The organism is Nocardia sp. NPDC052001 (genome assembly GCF_040680615.1).
In the GTDB taxonomy this organism is placed as follows: domain Bacteria; phylum Actinomycetota; class Actinomycetes; order Mycobacteriales; family Mycobacteriaceae; genus Nocardia.
Genome location: NZ_JBFAXC010000014.1, coordinates 43157 through 62504 on the forward strand (window position 1 = coordinate 43157; position 19348 = coordinate 62504).

General features: G+C 66.0%; 15 protein-coding genes. 7 read left to right on the plus strand and 8 right to left on the minus strand.

Translation table 11 applies throughout. From position 1 onward, the window contains the following. Positions 1 to 3: 3 nt before the first annotated feature. From AB0L82_RS38105 to AB0L82_RS38130, 6 genes are all read right to left on the minus strand, one after another. Positions 4 to 1527: an ABC transporter substrate-binding protein gene (locus AB0L82_RS38105; RefSeq protein ID WP_364648278.1), complete on the minus strand. Its 1524-nt coding sequence runs from the start codon at positions 1525 to 1527 to the stop codon at positions 4 to 6. 181 nt (positions 1528 to 1708) lie between these two features. Continuing rightward, on the minus strand, positions 1709 to 3163 hold the full coding sequence (locus tag AB0L82_RS38110; protein ID WP_364648281.1) for a sulfatase-like hydrolase/transferase: 1455 nt from the start codon (positions 3161 to 3163) through the stop codon (positions 1709 to 1711). Between the two features lie 120 nt (positions 3164 to 3283). Next, positions 3284 to 3991, minus strand: a complete 708-nt coding sequence (locus AB0L82_RS38115) for a hypothetical protein (protein WP_364648284.1) — start codon at positions 3989 to 3991, stop codon at positions 3284 to 3286. A 135-nt stretch (positions 3992 to 4126) separates the two neighbouring features. Continuing rightward, positions 4127 to 5605, minus strand: coding sequence for a sulfatase-like hydrolase/transferase (locus AB0L82_RS38120; RefSeq protein ID WP_364648287.1), 1479 nt, complete (start codon positions 5603 to 5605; stop codon positions 4127 to 4129). A 238-nt stretch (positions 5606 to 5843) separates the two neighbouring features. After that, positions 5844 to 7046, minus strand: a complete 1203-nt coding sequence (locus tag AB0L82_RS38125; RefSeq protein WP_364648289.1) for a M20 family metallopeptidase — start codon at positions 7044 to 7046, stop codon at positions 5844 to 5846. Then, the gene (locus tag AB0L82_RS38130) at positions 7033 to 8373 is read right to left on the minus strand and encodes an MFS transporter (protein WP_364648292.1); all 1341 of its coding nucleotides are present in this window, start codon (positions 8371 to 8373) and stop codon (positions 7033 to 7035) included. The genes AB0L82_RS38125 and AB0L82_RS38130 overlap by 14 nt, the downstream gene beginning before the upstream one ends. A 126-nt stretch (positions 8374 to 8499) precedes the next feature. Here AB0L82_RS38130 and AB0L82_RS38135 point away from each other — a divergent pair, with 126 nt between their 5' ends. After that, the gene (locus AB0L82_RS38135) at positions 8500 to 9540 is read left to right on the plus strand and encodes an Lrp/AsnC family transcriptional regulator (protein ID WP_364648294.1); all 1041 of its coding nucleotides are present in this window, start codon (positions 8500 to 8502) and stop codon (positions 9538 to 9540) included. Between the two features lie 97 nt (positions 9541 to 9637). Further along, a complete protein-coding gene (locus AB0L82_RS38140) occupies positions 9638 to 11497 on the plus strand; it encodes a sulfatase (RefSeq protein WP_364648297.1) in 1860 nt (619 codons plus the stop codon). Here the strand turns inward: AB0L82_RS38140 and AB0L82_RS38145 are convergent. Further along, a complete protein-coding gene (locus AB0L82_RS38145) occupies positions 11457 to 11795 on the minus strand; it encodes a hypothetical protein (RefSeq protein ID WP_364648299.1) in 339 nt (112 codons plus the stop codon). The genes AB0L82_RS38140 and AB0L82_RS38145 overlap by 41 nt on opposite strands. A 76-nt stretch (positions 11796 to 11871) precedes the next feature. Next, positions 11872 to 12234 carry a DUF202 domain-containing protein gene (locus tag AB0L82_RS38150; protein WP_364648302.1) on the minus strand — a complete coding sequence of 121 codons (363 nt, stop codon included), beginning with the start codon at positions 12232 to 12234 and terminating at the stop codon, positions 11872 to 11874. Between the two features lie 176 nt (positions 12235 to 12410). Between AB0L82_RS38150 and AB0L82_RS38155 the strand changes: the two genes are divergently transcribed. The 5 genes from AB0L82_RS38155 to AB0L82_RS38175 all read left to right on the plus strand — a co-directional run bounded on the left by AB0L82_RS38155 (position 12411) and on the right by AB0L82_RS38175 (position 19330). After that, entirely contained in the window at positions 12411 to 13319 is a 909-nt protein-coding gene (locus AB0L82_RS38155) for a formylglycine-generating enzyme family protein (protein WP_364648305.1), read from the plus strand. 63 nt (positions 13320 to 13382) lie between these two features. Further along, positions 13383 to 13949, plus strand: a complete 567-nt coding sequence (locus AB0L82_RS38160) for a PadR family transcriptional regulator (protein ID WP_364648308.1) — start codon at positions 13383 to 13385, stop codon at positions 13947 to 13949. A 106-nt stretch (positions 13950 to 14055) separates the two neighbouring features. After that, on the plus strand, positions 14056 to 15621 hold the full coding sequence (locus tag AB0L82_RS38165; protein ID WP_364648311.1) for a sulfatase: 1566 nt from the start codon (positions 14056 to 14058) through the stop codon (positions 15619 to 15621). Between the two features lie 104 nt (positions 15622 to 15725). Beyond that, entirely contained in the window at positions 15726 to 17078 is a 1353-nt protein-coding gene (locus tag AB0L82_RS38170; protein ID WP_364648314.1) for an MFS transporter, read from the plus strand. 35 nt (positions 17079 to 17113) lie between these two features. Next, a complete protein-coding gene (locus AB0L82_RS38175; protein ID WP_364648317.1) occupies positions 17114 to 19330 on the plus strand; it encodes a glycoside hydrolase family 3 C-terminal domain-containing protein in 2217 nt (738 codons plus the stop codon). Positions 19331 to 19348: the final 18 nt, after the last annotated feature.

Consider the following 19348-nt stretch of genomic DNA (forward strand, 5'->3'; position numbering starts at 1 on the left):
TGATCAGCTCCCCGCGCGCTGGAACCGGACCAGGTCGGGATAGCCGCGTTCCTGCCGCTCGATCTTGATTCCGGCGACCGACGCCCATACGGTCTCACCGGCGAAAATCGGTGCGAACCAGGCGCTTTGCACCAATTGGCGGTTGACTGCCCGGAAGGCGGCATCCTGGGCCGCGCCCGGTTCGGCATGCTGGGCGGCGGAGATCAGTGCGGCGAGTTCCGGCTCGGACGTGTGGAAGGGATTCCAGGCCGCCGCGGGCAGTACCGACAGCTGCAGATCCTCCCAGGGGGATTTCATACCGAGCGACATGAAGAACATCGGGAACCGGCCCGAGGTCATCGAGGACAAAAGCTGTGTCGGCGGCACCTTTTCCCACGTGACGGTGATCCCGATGGCGCCCAGTTGCATATCGAGCGCCGTATTGAGGGCGGGGCTCCCGGTGAAGGACGTCATATCCGGCATGGTGACCGCGAAACCGCCGGGGTAACCGGCGCGTGCCATCAACTCTTTGGCCTTGGTCACGTCATGCGGGTAGGCCGCATTGAGCTGCTCGTCGTACGCGCCGGAGCCGGGCGCGAAGATCTGGGTCGTGGCGGGCGGATTCCCGGGCGCGAGCGTACGGAACAGGTCCCGATCGACGACCATATTGATCGCCTGGCGAACCTCCGGTTTACCCAGTGCGGGCGCAATGGTGCCGGCGCGATCGGCCAGGATCAAACCGTTCCACGCATTGGCGACCTGGACGGTCGACAATCCGGCCGCCCGTAGCTGCGAGGGGTCGCTCGCGACGAAGGACCCCGCGTCCAGCTGCCCGGTGGTGAGGCCGTTGCGGATCGTGTTCGGATCGCTGATCGCGACGAGTTCGAGGCGATCGAACGGGTATTGCGAACCATCGGGGTAGGCGCTGTTGCGACGGAAGACGGTGGTGCCCGGCTGTGACCCCGCGGAGTCGTACAGGTAGGGGCCGGAACCGACCGGGGCCTGGTCGAATCCGCCCTTGGACAACGCATCCGGGGAGACCATGGTGCCGAGCGCTGAGGCGAGGTTGGGCAGTAGCGCGGGGTCGGGAGCCGACAGGTGCAGCACCAACTGATCCGGGCGAACCGCGTCGATTCCGGTAATGGCCTCGCCCGTGGCACTGTTGGGCCCCGGCGTCGAGGTGAAGCGTGCGAGGTTGGCTTTCGCGGCATTCGCGTCGAAGGCCGCGCCATCGCTGAACCTGATGTCCTTGCGGAGATCGAGGGTCAATGTGGTGTGCGCCGTGTCGTAGCTGAAGGCCGACGCCATTCCGGGGATGACGTTCCGGTTGGCGTCCTGGCGGAGCAGGGTGTCATATACGGCCTGCCAGTAGGGCTTTCCGGGTCCGACATCGAATTTGACCGGATCGAAACTCCCGAGCGGTGAAGCGGTCGCGAGGGTCAGGGTGTCGTCGGGGACGCCACCCTGTGTGGATTGGCCGCAACCGGCCAGCGCGGTGACGGCCATCGCTACCGCGGTCGCGACGGTGAAGATTCGGGATTTGCGCAACGGGGGACTCTCCTGGAGGTCGTGGTCTAGGCTTGTTCGGACCAGCAGGCCGATCAATCGGTAGGTTGGCTCGGAGAGTGCGTCTCCGGCCTTTGCTGCCTTCGGATGGATTATGTACATGCGCAGTAGGAGATGTGGGGAGTATCGAACATTTTTACCAACTTCATAGATTCCTCAGAATCTATGAAGGTCGGTGTAGGCGTAGGGCTGCGGTGCACAGGTCCAGCAGCACCGCGTCATCGATTTCCATAACGCCCCGGGCATTTTCGCGAACCATTTCGCGCAGCCGGGCGACGACCGACCGGTATTGCGGGTGCTCGGCCAGATTCGTGCGCTCGGCAGCGTCGGCCGCACGGTCGGCGAGGAAGGACTCCTCCTCTTCCGGAGTGGGTGCGCGACCATCGATACGGGTTGTCATATCGAAACGGAAGCGGTCCGTACGCACACAGGACCGCCTCGGCCAGGCGTGCCCGCCCGGATAGCCGCCGTACATCTTGTTCGGGAACGCGGTACTCCACACCGCCCCGAAGCCGATGGTGGCGAAGATGGCCCGCGGTGCGGGATCGACGAACAGATCGCGGCCACCGAAACCCTCCGGAGTGTCGATTCCACAGAGCCCGAACAGGGTTCGGGCCAGATCGATGGACTGGGCGAGATCGTCGCGGTGGCCGGGCGCCAGACCGGGGGCGGCGATGATCAGCGGTACTCGATGCGACTGCGGAGCGAAGGTGTGTTTGCCGAACGCGCCGGACTCACCCAGGTGCGCGCCGTGGTCGGAGGTCAGCACGATAATGGTGCGGTCGGCGACGCCCGCATGTTCGAGTGCGGTGACGATCCGCGCGACCTGGCTGTCGATCCAGCTCACCAGGTCGTGATACGCCGTGCGGGCTCGCCGAAGCTGCTCGGCCGACAACCCTTGGCCGCCACTGACATCGGCGAACGCCGATTCGAACGGACTCGAAACCTCTTGTGCGGGTGTGCCTCCGGACCGGTCGTGCGGATCGGGCAGCGTGCTGAACTCGTGCGGCACGATCACGGGTGTATGCGGTTGCAGATATGAGGCGCGGACCAGGAATGGTGCATCGGCATGCTCGGCGATCCAGTCGACGGTGTTGTCGGTAACCCGCTCGGGCAGGTATCGGGTGCCTTCGGGCACTGTGCCCGCCACCACGAATCCGGTGCCCGGAGTGGTGAGTAGGTCCAGCTCCGCCGGATCGCATCCACTGAACGGGTCACGCATGCCGCCACCGGCGGAATCGGTGTGCTGCCAAGGGGTCAGCGCCGCCGGGGCATGGTGTTTTCCGAAACTGGCGGTGCGATAGCCGTGCCCGGCGAACACCTCGGGGAAGGTCATCAGTCCCGCGGGCAGCGGGAATCCATCGGCATAGGCTTCGTTGTGGTAGACGCCGGTTCGCTCCGGTGGTTGCCCGGTGAGAATGGCGGTGCGCGCCGGGACGCAGACGGGGGAGTTGGTGAAGCATTCACCGAAGACGACCGCGTTCTCGGCCAGCGCGTCGATTGCCGGGGTACGCGGTGAAAACCCCGGCTCCGCAGCAGAGTTCACGTAGGGGCCCAACGCGTCGGCGCGGAGCTCATCGCAGTAGATCCAGACGATATTGGGTGCAGCGGGATTCATCTCGGTCTCGCATTCCGTCGTCGCCATGCCCGGCGCGGGCACTGGGTTCCGGACTGCGGCAATCCGAAGATTCGGTGGAATCCGTGGATTGCCGCATCGGGAACAGAACTGTCGGGCTCGCTACTTGGCCGGTTGCGGCTTCGGGGCGGGCTGGTTGATGGTGGTGAAGTACTGCACCGCGGCCATGACCGCGATCGGCGCGGTGACCAAAAGGGTGCCCGCGAGCGTGCCGAGAGCGCCCACCGCCATGACCCCGCCCAGACAGCCGATGGCCGCCGCGGGCAGGAAGGCGCCGAACAGGCCGATAATGGCCGCGGCGGCGATCGTCGCGCCCGCAATCCCGCCTAGTAGACAGCCGAGAGCGGCGCCGCCGAGGCTGCCGACAATGGTGCCGATACCCGCACCCATCTGGACCGTGGTGGCCATGCGTGCCCAGGCGGCCTGCTCGCGCTCGTATTCGGTGCGCCAGGGCGCCTGATCCTCGTATGGCAGCGCGACCGGGCGGTAGCTGGCGTGCTCGGCATCGAACTGCGGGGTGAGGGTGGCGGTGCGGTCGGCGATATCGGCCTTGATCGGGAAGACGAAATCGTCTACGCGAAAGGACAATTCGGTGCCCGCCAGGACGGTGCCATCGGCGGCCTTGATCTTCAGCACGCCGTCCTGCACCGCGAGTGAACCGCCGTCGGTGGTGATGACGGTGGACCGCTCGCCGGGCGTGGCGGTGTAGTTGACCCCGCTGGGTCCGGAATCTGGTGTGGCACTGGAGGTTCCGGAGGCAACGCTGATCGCCGCGGCCAACAGGATGGCCGTGGAGGTGATCCTTCTCATCTATTCGGTCTTTCGTTTTCAGTAGCGCTGTTCCGGCGCTACTGTGAAAACCAGGCGTCTGGCAGGACGTCACTGGTAATGAAATGTGTTCGTCCGTATGGCGGATGGGTTCCGCCGTGCATCACAGGTGTGTCGTCACGTCCTCCTCGTATTCGTTCGATCGGGGCGTGGCGGCCGCATGCCTCCCGGAATCGGCAGATCCACCTGCGGGAAGCGGGGGTCCGCGTCGAACGGGATGACATCGGAGGTCTCGACCATCCAGCGCAGCATCGCCTCGTGCATGCGCTGCCGGATGTCGGCATACTCCGGTTGCCCGGCCAGGTTGATCAGTTCGTGTGCGTCCGTCCGCCGGTCGTACAGCTCCGGCTGCTCATAGAGCCGCCAGACATAAGTCCAGTCCCGGTCCCGCACCGCGACGGCCCGGCCGACGAGCGTCGGATCCGCGTGTTGCAGTTCGCCTTTGCGGTCGTAGGGAAACACGGGCCGCTCCAGCTGCTGCTCCTCCTCGATGGTGAAACCGCCTTCGGTGAAGGCGAATTCGCGATGCGGCAGCGCGGGATCCCGCAGCTGTGGCAGCAGACTGCGGCCGAAGTGCCGGTGCGGTGCGGTGGCATCCGCGAGTTCCAGCACGGTCGGCAGGACATCGATGAGTTCGACCATGGCGGAACAGGTTCCGCCACCGGGGAGACCACCGCCGCCGATGATGAGTGGGTCACGGGTTATGCAGTCGTGCATGGCGGACGGCCATTTCTCGATCAGCCCGTAATCACCGAGATACTCGCCGTGATCGGCGAAGAACAGCGTGATGGTGTCCTGTGCCGCGCCTGCCCGCTCGACCGCGGCGGTGATCCTGCCCAGTTGGCTGTCCAGGCGTTCGATCATCCCGTAGTAGGTGGCCACGATCTCGCGCCACTGTGCCGCGGTCACCTCGCCGATCTCGTAGGACTCGCGGATGGCCCGCATGAAACGAGGTTCACCGGCTGGGTCACCGGCGGATACGGGATCGGCCATGGTGGCGCGGTCGTGCCGGGAGAACCACGGCTCCTCGGCCTGGAACGGGCAGTGCGGCGCGATCAGTGGCAGGAACAGCACCCACGGCTGGTCGGGCGGATTCTCGAGCCACTGTTCGGCGGTGCGGATCAGGGCTTCGTCGGGGTCGACGAGGTCGTCGCCGGATATCTTGCCGCGGTAGAACAGCCGCGACCAGACGCCGTCGGGATAGTCACCGCCGTGGCCCATATTCGGCAGGACGGAGAAACCGTACTCGTGCACGCTCAGCTCCGTCACACCCGGCGCGAAGGTGTCCCCGCGCATACCCGGCCAGGTGACGTGGTAGCCCGAATCCTTCAGAATCCGAAGCAGATTCGGTTCATCGGCCTGGAGCAGGTGGGTGAGCGTGCGATGCCCGGCCGTATGCGGATACCAGCCCGTCAACAATGAGGCCCGGCTCGGCGAGCACACCGGATGCTGCACAAAGGCATTCGTGAAGCGGGTACCCGTGGCGGCAAGCGCGTCGATGTGCGGGGTATTGATCACGTCGTTGCCGAACGCTCCCACGGCGTCGGCCCGGAGCTGATCGGGAATGAAGAACACGAAGTTCGGGCGTCGCGTCACGGGAGTCCTTCGATTACGGCTGGGCGAGGGTGCTGCCGGTTCACGACCGCGAAGGCGGGAACCGTGGGTCTCTATGTGCATGAGAACTTAGGAGAACAATCGCGGGGAAGTGGTGGAGTGTCAAGAGTCAAGTCTCGCGAACCGGAAAATTGGGTTAATCGCGCGGAAACTGCCTCGTAACGCACCATCGGACCTGTAGCGTGCTCGATCGGAATGTGTGATCGCTATGTACCTAGGGTCATAGGCGAGGGGCTGGTCGAGCCAAACGGCGGACGGCGAGTTCGGCGTACAGCGCGGCACCGTCGGCGAGCACCGATTCGTCGAATACGGCCAGCGGTGAGTGGTTCATCGGCGCTTTGCCGGCGTCGACGCCGGGCGGGGTCGCCCCGAGAGCGATCATCGCGCCGGGGATTTCGGCGATGACGCGGGAGAAGTCCTCCGAACCCGACCCGGGGCGATCCTGCCAGGCCCAGCGGCGCGGACCGCAGATCTCGGCCACGGTGTCGGCGGCGAATTCGGTCTCCCGATCGTCGTTGACGGTCACCGGATACAGTTCGGCATAATCGATTTCGACGGTCAGACCGTGGGCCGCGGCGACACCGCGCACCGTGCGCAGGAAGCCATCCCGCACGCGTGTGTGTGATTCGGGAGAATACGAGCGCACTGTCGCTTCGAAATACGCCTGTTCGGGAATGATGTTGTCCTGGGTTCCGGCGTGCAGCTTGCCGACGGTGATGACCACCGGATCATGGATATCGATGCGCCTGGTCACCATTGTTTGCAGTGCGAGCACCATTTCGCAGGCCGCGGGAATCGGGTCTCCGGCCTGATGCGGCATCGATCCGTGGCCGCCGACCCCGTGCACGGTCACCCGGACCGTATCCGCCGCGGCCAGGAACGGTCCGCGTCGCGCGGCGAAAACTCCGGCGGGCAGCTGCTGGCTGATCACATGCAATGCGTAGGCGGCGACGGGCCGGGTTCCGGACGCGTCCAGCACGCCTTCGGCGAGCATCTTCCCTGCTCCGTCATAACCCTCTTCGCCGGGCTGGAACATGAAGACCACATTCCCCGCGAGCTGATCGGCGCGGGCGCTCAACAGCTGTGCCGCACCGGCCAGCATGGCGGTGTGCAGGTCGTGTCCGCAGGCGTGCATGCGGTCGGCTTGCGCGGCGAAATCCAGTCCGGTCCTTTCGATTACGGGTAGCGCGTCCATATCGCCGCGCAGCAGCACCGTCGGCCCGGGGCGCGCGCCGCGCAGTACCGCGGTCACCGATGACAGCGACTTTCCCATGCCGATCTCGAGGCCGAGACCGTCCAGGGCGGTCAGCACCTTCTCCTGGGTGCGCGGCAATTCCAGGCCGAGTTCGGGTTCGCGGTGCAGGGCGCGACGCAGCTGTACGAGATCGCCTTGCAGGGCGGTGGCATCCTCACGAATGGACATGGTGGGGCTCCTTCTGAAAGTTCTCGGTGAACAGTCGAACCTCGGTGACGGTGCGAGTTCCGGCCAGCAGCGCCAGCGCCGCCGCGAAGACATAGACGGGCACGACCCAGCGCAGCTGTGCAGCCCCGAGCGCTTCGGCGACCATCGGGAAGGTGCCGCCGAAGACGGCCACCGTCACCGTGGACACCAAACCCGCGCCGACCGCTCGCACATCCGCGGGCAGCAGCAGCGCGCACAGCACACTGCTGACCGCGGAGAAACCGGCCGCGCCGAGCCCGAGCACGATCGCCGCGAGCTCGAACGGGAGCACCCCACGGACCATTGCCAGCGTCACCGGCAGTACGCAGATCACGTTGAACGCGAAGGTGATTCGCATGATCGGCAGCACGCCGAACCGGTCCGCGAGAGCTCCGATGATCAGCATGGCGACCAGCACGACCACGAGTACGACGGTCATGAACGAGGTCGCCGACGCGGTATCGGCCACACCCGCAGCCGCGGCGAACTTCGGCAGATAGACCAGTGCGAAGTAGTAGGTCACGGTGCCACCGAGGGTGAACAGGAAGATCGTCAGCAGTGCTCGGCGATGCGCACGGAACACCGTGCCGATTGCCGGTGACCGGGGCGCAGCGCTCGCACGGTCGCCCTCGAACTCACCGCTCTCCGGCGCGTAGGCCCGAATCCACAGGGCCAGCACGCCGAGCAGCCCACCGGCGACGAAACCCCACCGCCAGCCGCCCGCCCGCAGCGCCTGCTCGCCGATCGTCGCGTTCAATATCGCGACGGTGAGAAAGACCAGCAGCGAACCGACCATGATGCCGCCGTAGGAGATGGCGCTGAACAGGAATCGATGCCGGCGCGGTGCGGTCTCGGCGACATACGCGGCGATGGTCGGACCCTCACCGCCGTAGGCCAGGCCCTGCACGATGCGGAGTGCGACCAGTGCCACCGCCGACCAGACGCCGATTGTCGCCGCCGTGGGCAGCAGCGCGATGGCAATGCTCGCTACCGAGATGATCGACATGCACAGCAGCAGATTGAAACGCCTTCCCCGGGAATCGCTGACGCGTCCGAAGCACACACTTCCGATCGGACGGGACACGAAGCCGACCGCGAAACCGCCGTAGGCGACGATGGTGGCCCCGAGTGAATCGGAGCCGAATAGGTCGGCGGTGAAGAACGCCGCGAAGACCACATAGACGGTCCAGTCGAACGACTCGACAATGCCGCCGACGGTGGCAGCGGCCAGTTCACGGCGCGGCAATCCGCCCCGCGGCTCGGGGAGAGCGCCCGGCGCGGGCGCTTGGGTGCTGGTTGGTTCGCTCATCTGCCTCGGTTCCTTCCGGCCCGTTGACGGCCGTGGTTCCGGCCGCCGCAACGGTGCGAGGAGGCTATCGTTCAGTTTCGAATGTGCTGCTTGACGCACATGAAATTGGCGACAGCGGGAGCACTGATGCAGGAATCGTTCATTCTCGATGAGTTGGAGCTGCAATTGGTCAATGCGATCCAGCTCAACCCTCGCGCCTCGTGGAACCTGATCGGCAGTGTGCTCGGCGTGGATCCGGTCACCGCGGCCCGTCGATGGGAGCGACTCACCGCGCTCGGGCTGGTGTGGACCTCGGTATATCCGGGGACCCCGTGGGAGTGGGATCTGGTCGGCGCGAATATCTACGTGCGGTGCGCGGCGGGCAAGGCGGGCGCGGTGGCCGAGGCGCTGCGCGCGGACTATCGGGTGGCGACCATCGAGCACATCACCGGTGAGGGCGACCTCTCGCTCACCGTCTTCACGCCGAACCTGGCGGAGTTGTCGTCCTATGTGCTCACCTCGCTGGGCGCCATCCGTGGCGTTCGTGATTGCCGCACCCATGTGCTGACGGCGGTTTACACCGAGGGCAGCCGGTGGCGGCTGCGGACCTTGGACGCCTCGCAGCGTGAACGCATCCTTGCCTCGCGCCCGGCTATCGATTCGAAATCCGGCGGCCCGCTCAGTGAGGTCGACCAAAGGCTCTACGCGGCAATGGAACTCGACGCTCGCGCCGGTTTCACCGAACTCGGTGCGGCGGCCGGTGTCAGCACCTCGACCGCGCGCCGGCGAGTGAACGCCATGCTCGCCGGTGGGCGCATCGTGACCCGCTGTGAGGTGGCGCAGCCGGTATCGGGGTGGCCGATCAGCGCGTCACTATGGTGCCGGGTGCGCCCGGCGGATCTGGATCGGGTCGCCACGCAGGTGGCCCGACTGCCCGAGACGCGTTCGTGCTCCTCGGTGACCGGCGGCCGGGCGAATCTGTTGCTGTCGGTATGGCTGCGATCGGCGGCGGATATCCACCGCCTCGAGGCTTCGCTCGCCGACCGGGTCGACGATCTGGAAATCCTGGACGTGGCACTGTCGCTGCGGCACGTCAAACGTATGGGCAGACTCCTCGATGAGCATGGGCGTGCCGTCGGGGTCGTGCCGCTGGTGGCTCCCGAGACCTGGTCGGCGGATGCCTCATAAGTTCTTAAGAACTTAGGTGAACCGGTTTCCGCTGATCGAAAGTCGTGTTAGAAAGGTCTGTCCGCAGCCGAGTTGTAGTCGCTGCACACTGGCTTATATGCACAGGAAGATAACTGCGCTCCCGGGCGCGGTCCTCGATCCGAAGGGATTGTCCATGCGAGCGATCATGGTGATGTTCGACAGCTTGAACAGGCGTCTGCTGCCGCCCTACGGCGGTGACTGGACACACGCGCCGAACTTCGCACGGCTCGCGGAGCGCACCGCCACCTTCGACAACTGCTGGGCGGGATCGATGCCGTGTATGCCCGCGCGCCGCGAAATCCACACCGGCAGGCACAATTTCCTGCATCGCAGCTGGGGACCGCTGGAACCGTTCGACGACTCCATGCCCGAGATGTTGAAACAGGCGGGCGTCTACACCCATCTGGCCAGCGATCATCCGCACTACTGGGAGGACGGCGGCGCGACCTATCACAGCCGCTACAACAGCTGGGAGTTCTTCCGCGGCCAAGAGGGCGATCCGTGGAAGGGGCAGGTGGCCGACCCGGAGATCCCTGAGGACCTCAAGCGGATGCGGCATACCAGCTATCGGCAGGACTGGGTGAACCGGCAGTACATGGACACCGAGGCCCGGCATCCCCAGACCCTGACCTTCGACGCGGGCATCGAGTTCCTGCACACCAATTCGGGCCAGGATCGCTGGTTCGTCCAGATCGAGACCTTCGACCCGCACGAACCGTTCTACAGCCACAAGCAGTACAAGGACCTGTACCCGCACGACTACGACGGCCCGCATTTCGACTGGCCGGACTACAAACGGGTGACCGAAACGCCGGAGCAGACCCAGCACGCGCGCTTCGAGTACGCCGCGCTGCTGTCGATGTGTGATCACTCGCTGGGCCGGGTGCTGGATATCATGGACGAGCGCGATATGTGGCGGGACACCATGTTGATCGTGAACACCGATCACGGGTTGTTGCTGGGTGAGAAGAGTTGGTGGGGTAAGTCGGTGATGCCCTGGTACAACGAACTGGTTCATCTGCCACTGTTCGTGTGGGACCCCCGGGTCGCCGAGGCCGCGGGGCAACGTCGTGAATCATTGGTGCAGACAATAGATTTGGCGCCGACGCTGCTGGAGTTCTTCGGGATCGAGCGCACCGGCGATATGCGAGGAGTGCCGCTGCCGGTCGGCGCGGACACCTGTGCACGCGCAGCCGGTCTGTTCGGGATTCACGGCGGGCACGTGAATATCACCGATGGCCGCTATGTCTATATGCGCGCGCCGGTGTCGGCGCAGAATCAGCCGCTCGAGGAGTTCACGCTCATGCCGACCCATATGCGGACGCGCTTCGGCGTCGACGAACTCGCCGACCTGACGCTGGCGGAGCCGTTCAGCTTCACCAAAGGTGTTCGGACACTCCGCATTTCGGGTCGCACCCTGCTGAACTCCTATCAGTTCGGCAGTCTGCTTTTCGATCTGTCGGTCGATCCCGAACAACTGGACCCGATCCAGGACGATGCGGTCGAACTGCGCATGGCCGGGCTGATGGTCGACCTCATGCGTGAGAACGACGCGCCCGCAAGCCAATTCGAGCGCCTCGGACTGCCGGTCGACGGGCCGGTCACCGATGCGCACCTGCTGGTGGGTACGCAGCGCGCGATGTCGGCGCAGAATATCGAGCCGCTGCCCAAGGCCGAGGATTTCGCGGGCGGTGGCGCGGCGCTGCTGACTCCGGTGCGCGCACTGCTCGCCGATCCGGTGATCGGCGCGGTATTGCACCGGCATCTGCCGATTCTGGGCGACACCGAGGTATTGCAGATGATCGGTCAGGCCGGTCTGCTCGACATCGCGGCGGTCGCGCGCGGGGCCGTCCCGGTGGCGAAACTGCATGCGATCGCGGACGAATTGGCTGCTCTCACCACCGAAGTGACGACCCCGACAGTGTCACGGCAATGACCATCGCGATCGTGGCCACCGCCAGAACGGTGGCCACGATCGCGGTCGCGGGGGTGGCGGTGCGCCCGCTGCGCAATTGCCGATTGCGCCGATGGCCGATGGCCGACACGACGAGGAGGGCGACCATCGCGGTCGATACGGCGGCGGCATCGGCCGCTGAGCGGGTGACGACGGCCTGGTGGGCGAGTAGGAGCGTCGCGGTGCACAGCGAGGCGATGGTTCGCCGCCAAGCCAGGGCGGTGCGCTCGGTGGCGAGCCCGCTGTCACGCGCCGCCGCAGCGGGTGATTCCGGGGTCATCGAATCCCGCCCGTCAGCCGATCTCGCCCGGCGCCGACTCGCGCAGGGCGTCGAATCCGGCTCGGGGCAAGAGAATTCACCACAGCACGACGGCGGCCGCCGACAGGGCGGCGATGACGGCGGTTCCGGCCGCGAGGACGGGGACCGAGCCGGGGCCGGGGAGGTCTCGTCCGGCACGCATCGCCCGCTCGACCATGCGCCAGCGTCGGTACGCGCCGAGCGAGAGGGTCAAGGCGAGTGCGACACACACCAGTACCGCGAGCCGCAGCATGGGCCCGCCGCCGATCGGCTCGATGAGCGAGTGCACCGCGACCGCGCCCGCGAGCAATCCGAGCGATGTTCGGATCCAGGCCAGGAAGGTGCGTTCATTGGCGAGGGTGAACCGGTAGTCGACCGGATCCGGTGTGGTCCGGCTCGCGTTGGGATCGTGGGAAACCACCAGAGCTACTTTCGGATCGAATTCAGGCGGCCGCATCGGATCGAGTCCAGCTGCCGACCTATGTACATTCGAATATAACAGGACGATCGAAGGGAATGGTGGTAACAGTGGACCCAGTGCAGTCGCCGAGCTGCTGCGCGCCCCGGCGGGCGGCAGCCGACACGCCGGTAGCCGGCATGCTGCCCCCTGTCGCGGCGCTGACGGCCGGCGCCGTGGTCGCCGGTCTCGATGGCATGGTCACCCTGCCCGGGGGCGAATTCCTGATGGGCAACGCACACGATGACGGGTATCGATCCGATGGTGAGGGGCCGGTGCGCCCGGTTCGGCTGGACCCGTTCCACCTCGATGCCCGCGCGGTCGACAACGAACGGTTCGCGGCCTTCGTCGCGGCAACCGGATACCGCACCGAAGCCGAGCGTCTGGGCTGGTCATACGTTTTCGCGGGTTTCCTGCCCGCCGATATCCGCCGCCGCTCGCAGCGGCCCGAACGCACCCCATGGTGGTGCGCGGTCGAGGGGGCGGTCTGGGATCACCCCGAGGGGCCGGGTAGCGGGCTGGACGGGCGTGCGGATCATCCGGTCGTGCACGTGTCCTGGAACGATGCCGTCGCCTACTGCGCATGGGCTGGCAAAAGGCTTCCGACGGAGGCGGAGTGGGAGTACGCGGCGCGCGGCGGCCTGGCAGGGGCCCGTTATCCGTGGGGCGATGAGCTCGACCCGGGCGGTGAGTACCGGTGCAATATCTGGCGTGGCAGTTTTCCGACGCGGAACACCGCCGCCGACGGCTATCGGGGCACCGCTCCGGTGGATGCCTTCGCGCCCAACGGATTCGGGCTCTACAACATGACCGGCAATGTGTGGGAGTGGTGCGCGGACTGGTGGGGGACCGGTCACGGCGCGGACCTGACGATCAACCCCGCGGGCCCGCCCGCGGGGGAGGCCAAGCTGATCCGCGGCGGTTCGCATATGTGCCACGACTCGTACTGTTTCCGCTATCGGGTGTCGGCCCGCTCGGCCAATACCCCCGACAGTTCGAGCGCACACACCGGCTTCCGGTGTGCGGTTTCGGCTGCCGAACCGTCCTGACCCTTGACACGCAGAACCGCCGATGCGATTCTCGTACTAAGTTCCTAGGAACATAGGAGACCAATGCAGCTCGATTATGTGATCCTCGGCGCGCTCGCGCTGGGCCGCTACTCCGGCTACGACCTGCGCCGCTGGATGGAGGGCTCGGGCCGCTATATCGGCTACGGCGTCCAGCTGCCGCAGATCTACCGGCGACTCAGCGTGCTCGTGGACCGTGGACTGGTCGAGTTCGAGGTCGACCCGCGCGAGGGCCGTCCCGATGCGAAGGTCTACTCGCTGACCGAGGCCGGGCGCACCACACTGCTGGAATGGGCGCGCTCACCCTTCGAGCCGTCACCCCGGCCGATGGATCCGGATTTCAAGCTGCGCTTCTACTTCGCCGGGCAATTGGACCGCGAGATCGCGATCGATATCGTCCGCACCGAACTCGAATACCGGCTGAAGCACGACAATCTCACCGCCGAGGCGCCGAGTCCGACCGAGTACGAACCGCAGATTCCGGATCTCGATCCGGAGTGGGCGCGTCAAATTCACATCATGGGCCATGAGCACGGTTACGCCTCGACAGCCGCCTACATCGCCTGGCTACAGCTGACCCTCGCACGCCTGGAAAGGGGCCGCGCGTACTGATCCGCCGCGCTGTACCGCAGCGGCTCGAAGCGCGCACCACCCTTTGAACCGCCCCCGACCCGCGGGCGCTCCACATCAACTACACCGCACCCCCGGGAGATTTGTCATGCGCATTATCTATGTCGACGTCGACACCCTTCGCGCCGATCACACCACCCCGTACGGCTATCACCGTCCGACAACGCCGAATCTGCAACGCCTGGCGGACAAGTCGGTGGTGTTCGACCGCTACTACTGCTCGGACTCACCCTGTATGCCCTCGCGGACGGCGCTGACCAGCGGGCAGTTCGGAATTACCAACGGTGTCATCGGCCATTTCGGTCAGGCGGCCCAGTTCCGCCTGGACGCCGGGCACGCCCCCGAACCCGATCGCCCCATGCTGGGGCAGGCGCTCCAGTTCGGCGGCTATTACACCGCACAGGTGTCGGTTTTCGCCGAACGCCACCGCGCCTATTACTTTCATGCCAATTTCCGCGAATCCATTCGCGCGACGAGCAATTGGGGCGACGAGGACGCCGCCGACGTCAATCGCGCGGCGATCGACTGGATTCGCCGCCATGCCGACGAAGACAACTGGTATCTGCATCTGACCTACTGGGAGCCGCACACCAATTACACCCAGCCGGTCGAATGGACTGAGAAGATGGCCGACTCCGGGCCGGTGCAAGCCTGGCCGGACGCGGAAACCATTGCGGCGCACGCGGAAATCTACGGCCCCCGCAGTGCGCTGGACCTGAACTACTCCCTGGGCGGGGACGGCGGTTCTCCGGTCCCGCACAATATGCCCGACGCCATCACCTCCCGCGCGGACTTCGAACACCTGATCAACGGGTTCGATGGCTCGATCGCCTACTGGGACAACCACTTCGGCCAACTCATGGCGGTACTGCAGGAGCTCGGCATCGCCGACGACACCGCTGTCATCGTCAGCGCCGATCACGGCGAATCCTTCGGGGAGAACGGTTCCTACGCCGAACACGGCCTGGCCAACGAACCGACCCATCGACTACCGCTGGTCGTCTATTGGCCGGGCCTCACCGATGACCTGAGCGCCGAACAGCGCCGCAATGACGCCCTGCTCTACAACATCGACCTCGCGCCCACCCTGTGTGATCTGCTCGGCCTGCGCATACCGGCGGGCTGGCAGGGGGAGTCCTTCTCGGAAGCCTTGCGCGGCAACACTATCGACTCGCGCGAGTACCTCGTCCTGGGCCATGGCGCACACACCTACCAGCGTGCGGTTCGCACCCGAGACCACCTCTACATCCGCACCTATCATCCGGGCTGCTTCCGCGCCGAATGGGAGCAGCTCTTCGATGTCACCGCCGACCCCTACCTGACCCGCGACCTGCTCGCCGCGGAACCCGAACTCGCCGACGCGATGCGCGCCCGCCTCGCCCACTGGTGGAACACCTACGCCGGACACCCTGGCGCGCTTCCGGATCCGATGCAGACGACCCTGCAGACCGGCCCCACCTACTACAACGACCCGGTCCGGTACGCCCAGCACCTGCGTGACACCGGCCGCGCCCACCTGGCCGCAGACCTCGAAGAGCGGCTCCGCACCCTCACGATCCCGGTCTCCTGGCATGCCCCCGATCGCCCCCGCGTCGAGGCCCTGCGCAACCGCTGGATGCAGGTGCTGTCCGAGGCCACACCGACCCAACGGTAGCCGAATCCCTTCGTAGACAAACGAATCGAACCACTCAGCCCACGCTCGACGGTGTTGGGCGGATCCCCTGCGCCCCCGATATCTCCGACAAGGAAGTCGCCACCATGTCCCAGTCCACATCGCCGCCGGAGCCGATGTCCTCCAAGCCGATCAGTCCTGCGATGGTCACGGCCCCGGATATCGCGACGTCCGCCGCACCGCAACCGGTTGCCAATCGATGGCGGCAGCTCGCACTGCTGAGCGGGCTGATCAGTATGGACAACAGCGAGGGCGCGGTGGCCTCGACGCTGTTCCCGGTGGTGCGTGTCGCACTGGGGCTGCCGTTGTCGGCGTTGGGTCTGATGGTGGCCGTCCACAAGATCATCCAGATGATTTTCGGGCCGGTGTGGGTGCTGGTGGCCGCGCGGATCGGGCGCAAGCGCGTGCTGGTGGTGTGCTGCGGGCTCTGGGGTGTGTGGACCGCCGCGGCGGGATTGTCGCAGAACTTCGCCCAGTTGCTGGTGCTGTATGGAATTGCCGCGTTGGGTTTCGCCGCGGGTGGTCCGCTGATCAACGGTATTCTCGCGGACCTGTTCGACGACAGCAGCCGAGGCCGCGCGGCGGGGCTGCTGTACGGGGGGTTCGCCGTCCTGTCGGCGGTCATCGGACCGCTGTTGGGCCAGCTGTCCAGGATTCCGGACGGCTGGCGGTATGGCTTCTTCGCTTCGGGCGGGCTCACCGTTGTATTCGGCCTGCTGGTCTGGCGGTACTTCGAAGATCCCCGCGTCGGCGCGGCCGATGGTGCGCGAACCTCCACCGACTCGAACGGTCTCCGGTGGTCGCAGATTCGAGAACTGCTGGGGAGCAAGACGTTGCAGCTGATCATCGGCCAGCGGCTGATGGCATCCCAGCTCGCGTTGACCAGCTTCGGGGTGGTGTTCCTGGTCGACGAGCGTGGTTTCAGCAATGCGTCGGCCACGATGATTCTGCCCTTCGCGATGGTGTCGTACGTGCTGGGCACCGTCGTCGGCGGGTTCGTGGTGGACCGCGTGCAACAGCGTTTCCCCGGGGTCGGCCGGCTGGCGGTCTGGCAGGCATCGACACTCGGCTGGGGTTTCGTCGCCGCACTGTGCACACAGGTCGCCTGGCCGTCCATTTGGATTTACGCGATCTGGTTCGCGATATTGGGACTCCTGCAGGGTTTCATCCCGGGCTGCAACCGGCCGGTGCTGATGTCGGTCACCCGGCCCGAACTACGCAGCGGGGCCTTTGCGCTGATGATCGGGGCCGAATCCGCGGGCTGGGCCGTGCTCACCCTGATCATCGGCTATGTGGGCGACCGGATCGGGCTGCAGGGAGCCTTCCTCTACCTGGTCGTACTGCTCACCATTGTCAACGGCCTGTACATGTCCGCCATGTACCGGCCCTTCCTGCGCGAATCCGCCAGGGTGCGAGCCGCTTTGACATCGGCCCCCTGATCGGCGATTCGCACTCAACTACCGAAGGAACAGTCATGCCACTACACCCGCTCATCAGCCAATTGACCGATGCCGAAAAGGCCGCGCTCTGTACGGGAGCGAGTTTCTGGGACCTCAATGGAGTGCCACGACTGGGAGTCGAGGGCATCAGCGTCGCCGACGGCCCGCACGGGCTGCGCAGACAGGGAGGTGAAGCCGACCATCTCGGTATGGCCGATTCACTTCCCGCGACCTGCTTTCCCCCCGCATCCGGATTGGCGAGCAGTTTCGATCCGGAGCTGCTCGCACGGATCGGGGCCGCGCTCGCGGTCGAGGCGCGGGCCGCCGGTGTCGGCGTGCTGCTCGGACCGGGGGTGAACATGAAGCGATCCCCGCTGTGCGGGCGCAACTTCGAGTACTTCTCCGAAGACCCTCATCTCGCAGGCGAACTCGGCGCGGCCATAGTGAACGGCTTGCAAGACAATGGGATCGGCGCGTCGCTGAAGCATTTTGCGGCCAATAACCAGGAGGACCATCGGCTGACGGTCTCGGCCGAGGTCGACGAAAGGACGTTGCGCGAGATCTATCTCCCCGCGTTCGAAACCATTGTCCGCAAGGCGCAACCGTGGACCGTGATGTGCTCCTACAACCGTCTCAACGGCACCTACACCTCCGAACATCGATGGCTGCTCACCGAAGTACTGCGCGAGGAGTGGGGTTTCGAGGGTCTGGTGGTGTCCGATTGGCTGGCCGTCAATGACCGCGCGGCCGGTATCGGTGCCGGGCTCGACCTCGAAATGCCCACCAGCCCGGACGGACCCGCGCGGGTGCTGGCCGCGTTGGAGTCGGGTGAGCTCGACCGCGCCGCTCTCGATCTCGCCGCCTCGCGGGTGCTGACGCTCATCGATCGGGCGCGCGCGTCCGAAGGCCCTGCGGTTGTCGATGCCGACGCCCACCACGAACTGGCCCGCGAGGCCGCGCGACGGTCCGCGGTGCTGCTCCGCAATGAAGGTGCGCTGCCACTGGCGGCGACCGGCGCTCCCATTGTGGTGGTCGGTCCGTTCGCCGAGACTCCGCGCTATCAGGGGGCGGGTAGTTCGCGTGTGGTCCCGACGCGCCTGGACAACGCCCTCGACGCGTTGCGAACGGCGTTGCCCGACCGGCGAATCGACTACTTCCCGCGCTATGACCTGGTCACCGCGGCCGCCGCCGCCGAGGCCGCCGAAGTGATCGTCTTCGCCGGGCTGCCCGAAGACGCCGAATCGGAGGGCTTCGACCGCACGGTCATCGATCTGCCCGCCGATCAGCTGGATCTGCTGGAGCTGCTACGCCGCCGGAACGGTCGATTGACCGTCGTGGTCCAGGCGGGTTCGGCGGTCACCCTGCCGTTCGCCGACCACGCCGATGCGATCCTGTTCGCCTGGCTCGGCGGGCAAGCCGGGGGTGCGGCGATCGCCGACCTGCTCTCGGGCGCGTACTCACCGACCGGCAAACTGGCCGAGACCTTTCCGGCGGATCTACGACATACCCCCGCGCACACGGCTTTTCCCGGTGACGGGTTCACGGTCGACTATCGCGAGGGTATCTTCATCGGCTATCGCTGGTACGAAACACGTGGGCTACCGGTCGCGTTTCCGTTCGGGCACGGCCTGACCTACACCACATTCGCGTACTCCGATCTCGAGGTGGCCGTTGAAGGCGACAGCGCCACAGCGCAATTCACCATTACCAATACCGGTGATATCGCGGCCGACGAGATCGCCCAGGTCTACATCGCCGATCCCGAATCGGAACTCGCCCGGCCGATCCATGAGTTGAAGGGATTCGCTCGCGCTCACCTCGCCCCCGGTGAATCGCGCCGCCTGAGCATCGAACTCGATCGTCGCGCCTTCGCGTACTGGCACCCGGTCAAAGGTGATTGGCATGTCGAGGCGGGCGAGTTCATCGTCCAGGTTTGCGCGTCCAGCGCCGATGTCCGCCTGGCACAGACGATCCGGCTCGACGGTGACAAACTGCCCCGACGGCTCACCCCCGGTTCACCGGCCGGAGCCTGGCTCGCCGACCCCGACTACGGACCGCCGCTGCGCGCTGTGCTGTCTCAGGCCGCCGGCGGTTTGGTCGGGTTGCTGCTGGACAATCCGGAAACCAATCCCGGTCGCTACCGGATGCTGCAGAGCATTCCGCTCGATCGCCTGGGCCGCACCGGAGTCGAATGCGATGTCGCTGCGATCCAGGAGATCATCACCGCGGCAACAGCTCCGGCCTCGGTCTGAAAGGTGCTCCGCGAGAGC

Coding starts and splice junctions, on each gene's coding strand:
- AB0L82_RS38110 (WP_364648281.1), bottom strand. CDS start 3,163: ATGAATCCCGCTGCACCCAATATCGTCTGGATCTACTGCGATGAGCTC.
- AB0L82_RS38115 (WP_364648284.1), bottom strand. CDS start 3,991: ATGAGAAGGATCACCTCCACGGCCATCCTGTTGGCCGCGGCGATCAGC.
- AB0L82_RS38125 (WP_364648289.1), bottom strand. CDS start 7,046: ATGTCCATTCGTGAGGATGCCACCGCCCTGCAAGGCGATCTCGTACAG.
- AB0L82_RS38130 (WP_364648292.1), bottom strand. CDS start 8,373: ATGAGCGAACCAACCAGCACCCAAGCGCCCGCGCCGGGCGCTCTCCCC.
- AB0L82_RS38135 (WP_364648294.1), top strand. CDS start 8,500: ATGCAGGAATCGTTCATTCTCGATGAGTTGGAGCTGCAATTGGTCAAT.
- AB0L82_RS38140 (WP_364648297.1), top strand. CDS start 9,638: ATGCACAGGAAGATAACTGCGCTCCCGGGCGCGGTCCTCGATCCGAAG.
- AB0L82_RS38145 (WP_364648299.1), bottom strand. CDS start 11,795: ATGACCCCGGAATCACCCGCTGCGGCGGCGCGTGACAGCGGGCTCGCC.
- AB0L82_RS38155 (WP_364648305.1), top strand. CDS start 12,411: ATGCTGCCCCCTGTCGCGGCGCTGACGGCCGGCGCCGTGGTCGCCGGT.
- AB0L82_RS38160 (WP_364648308.1), top strand. CDS start 13,383: ATGCAGCTCGATTATGTGATCCTCGGCGCGCTCGCGCTGGGCCGCTAC.
- AB0L82_RS38165 (WP_364648311.1), top strand. CDS start 14,056: ATGCGCATTATCTATGTCGACGTCGACACCCTTCGCGCCGATCACACC.
- AB0L82_RS38170 (WP_364648314.1), top strand. CDS start 15,726: ATGTCCCAGTCCACATCGCCGCCGGAGCCGATGTCCTCCAAGCCGATC.
- AB0L82_RS38175 (WP_364648317.1), top strand. CDS start 17,114: ATGCCACTACACCCGCTCATCAGCCAATTGACCGATGCCGAAAAGGCC.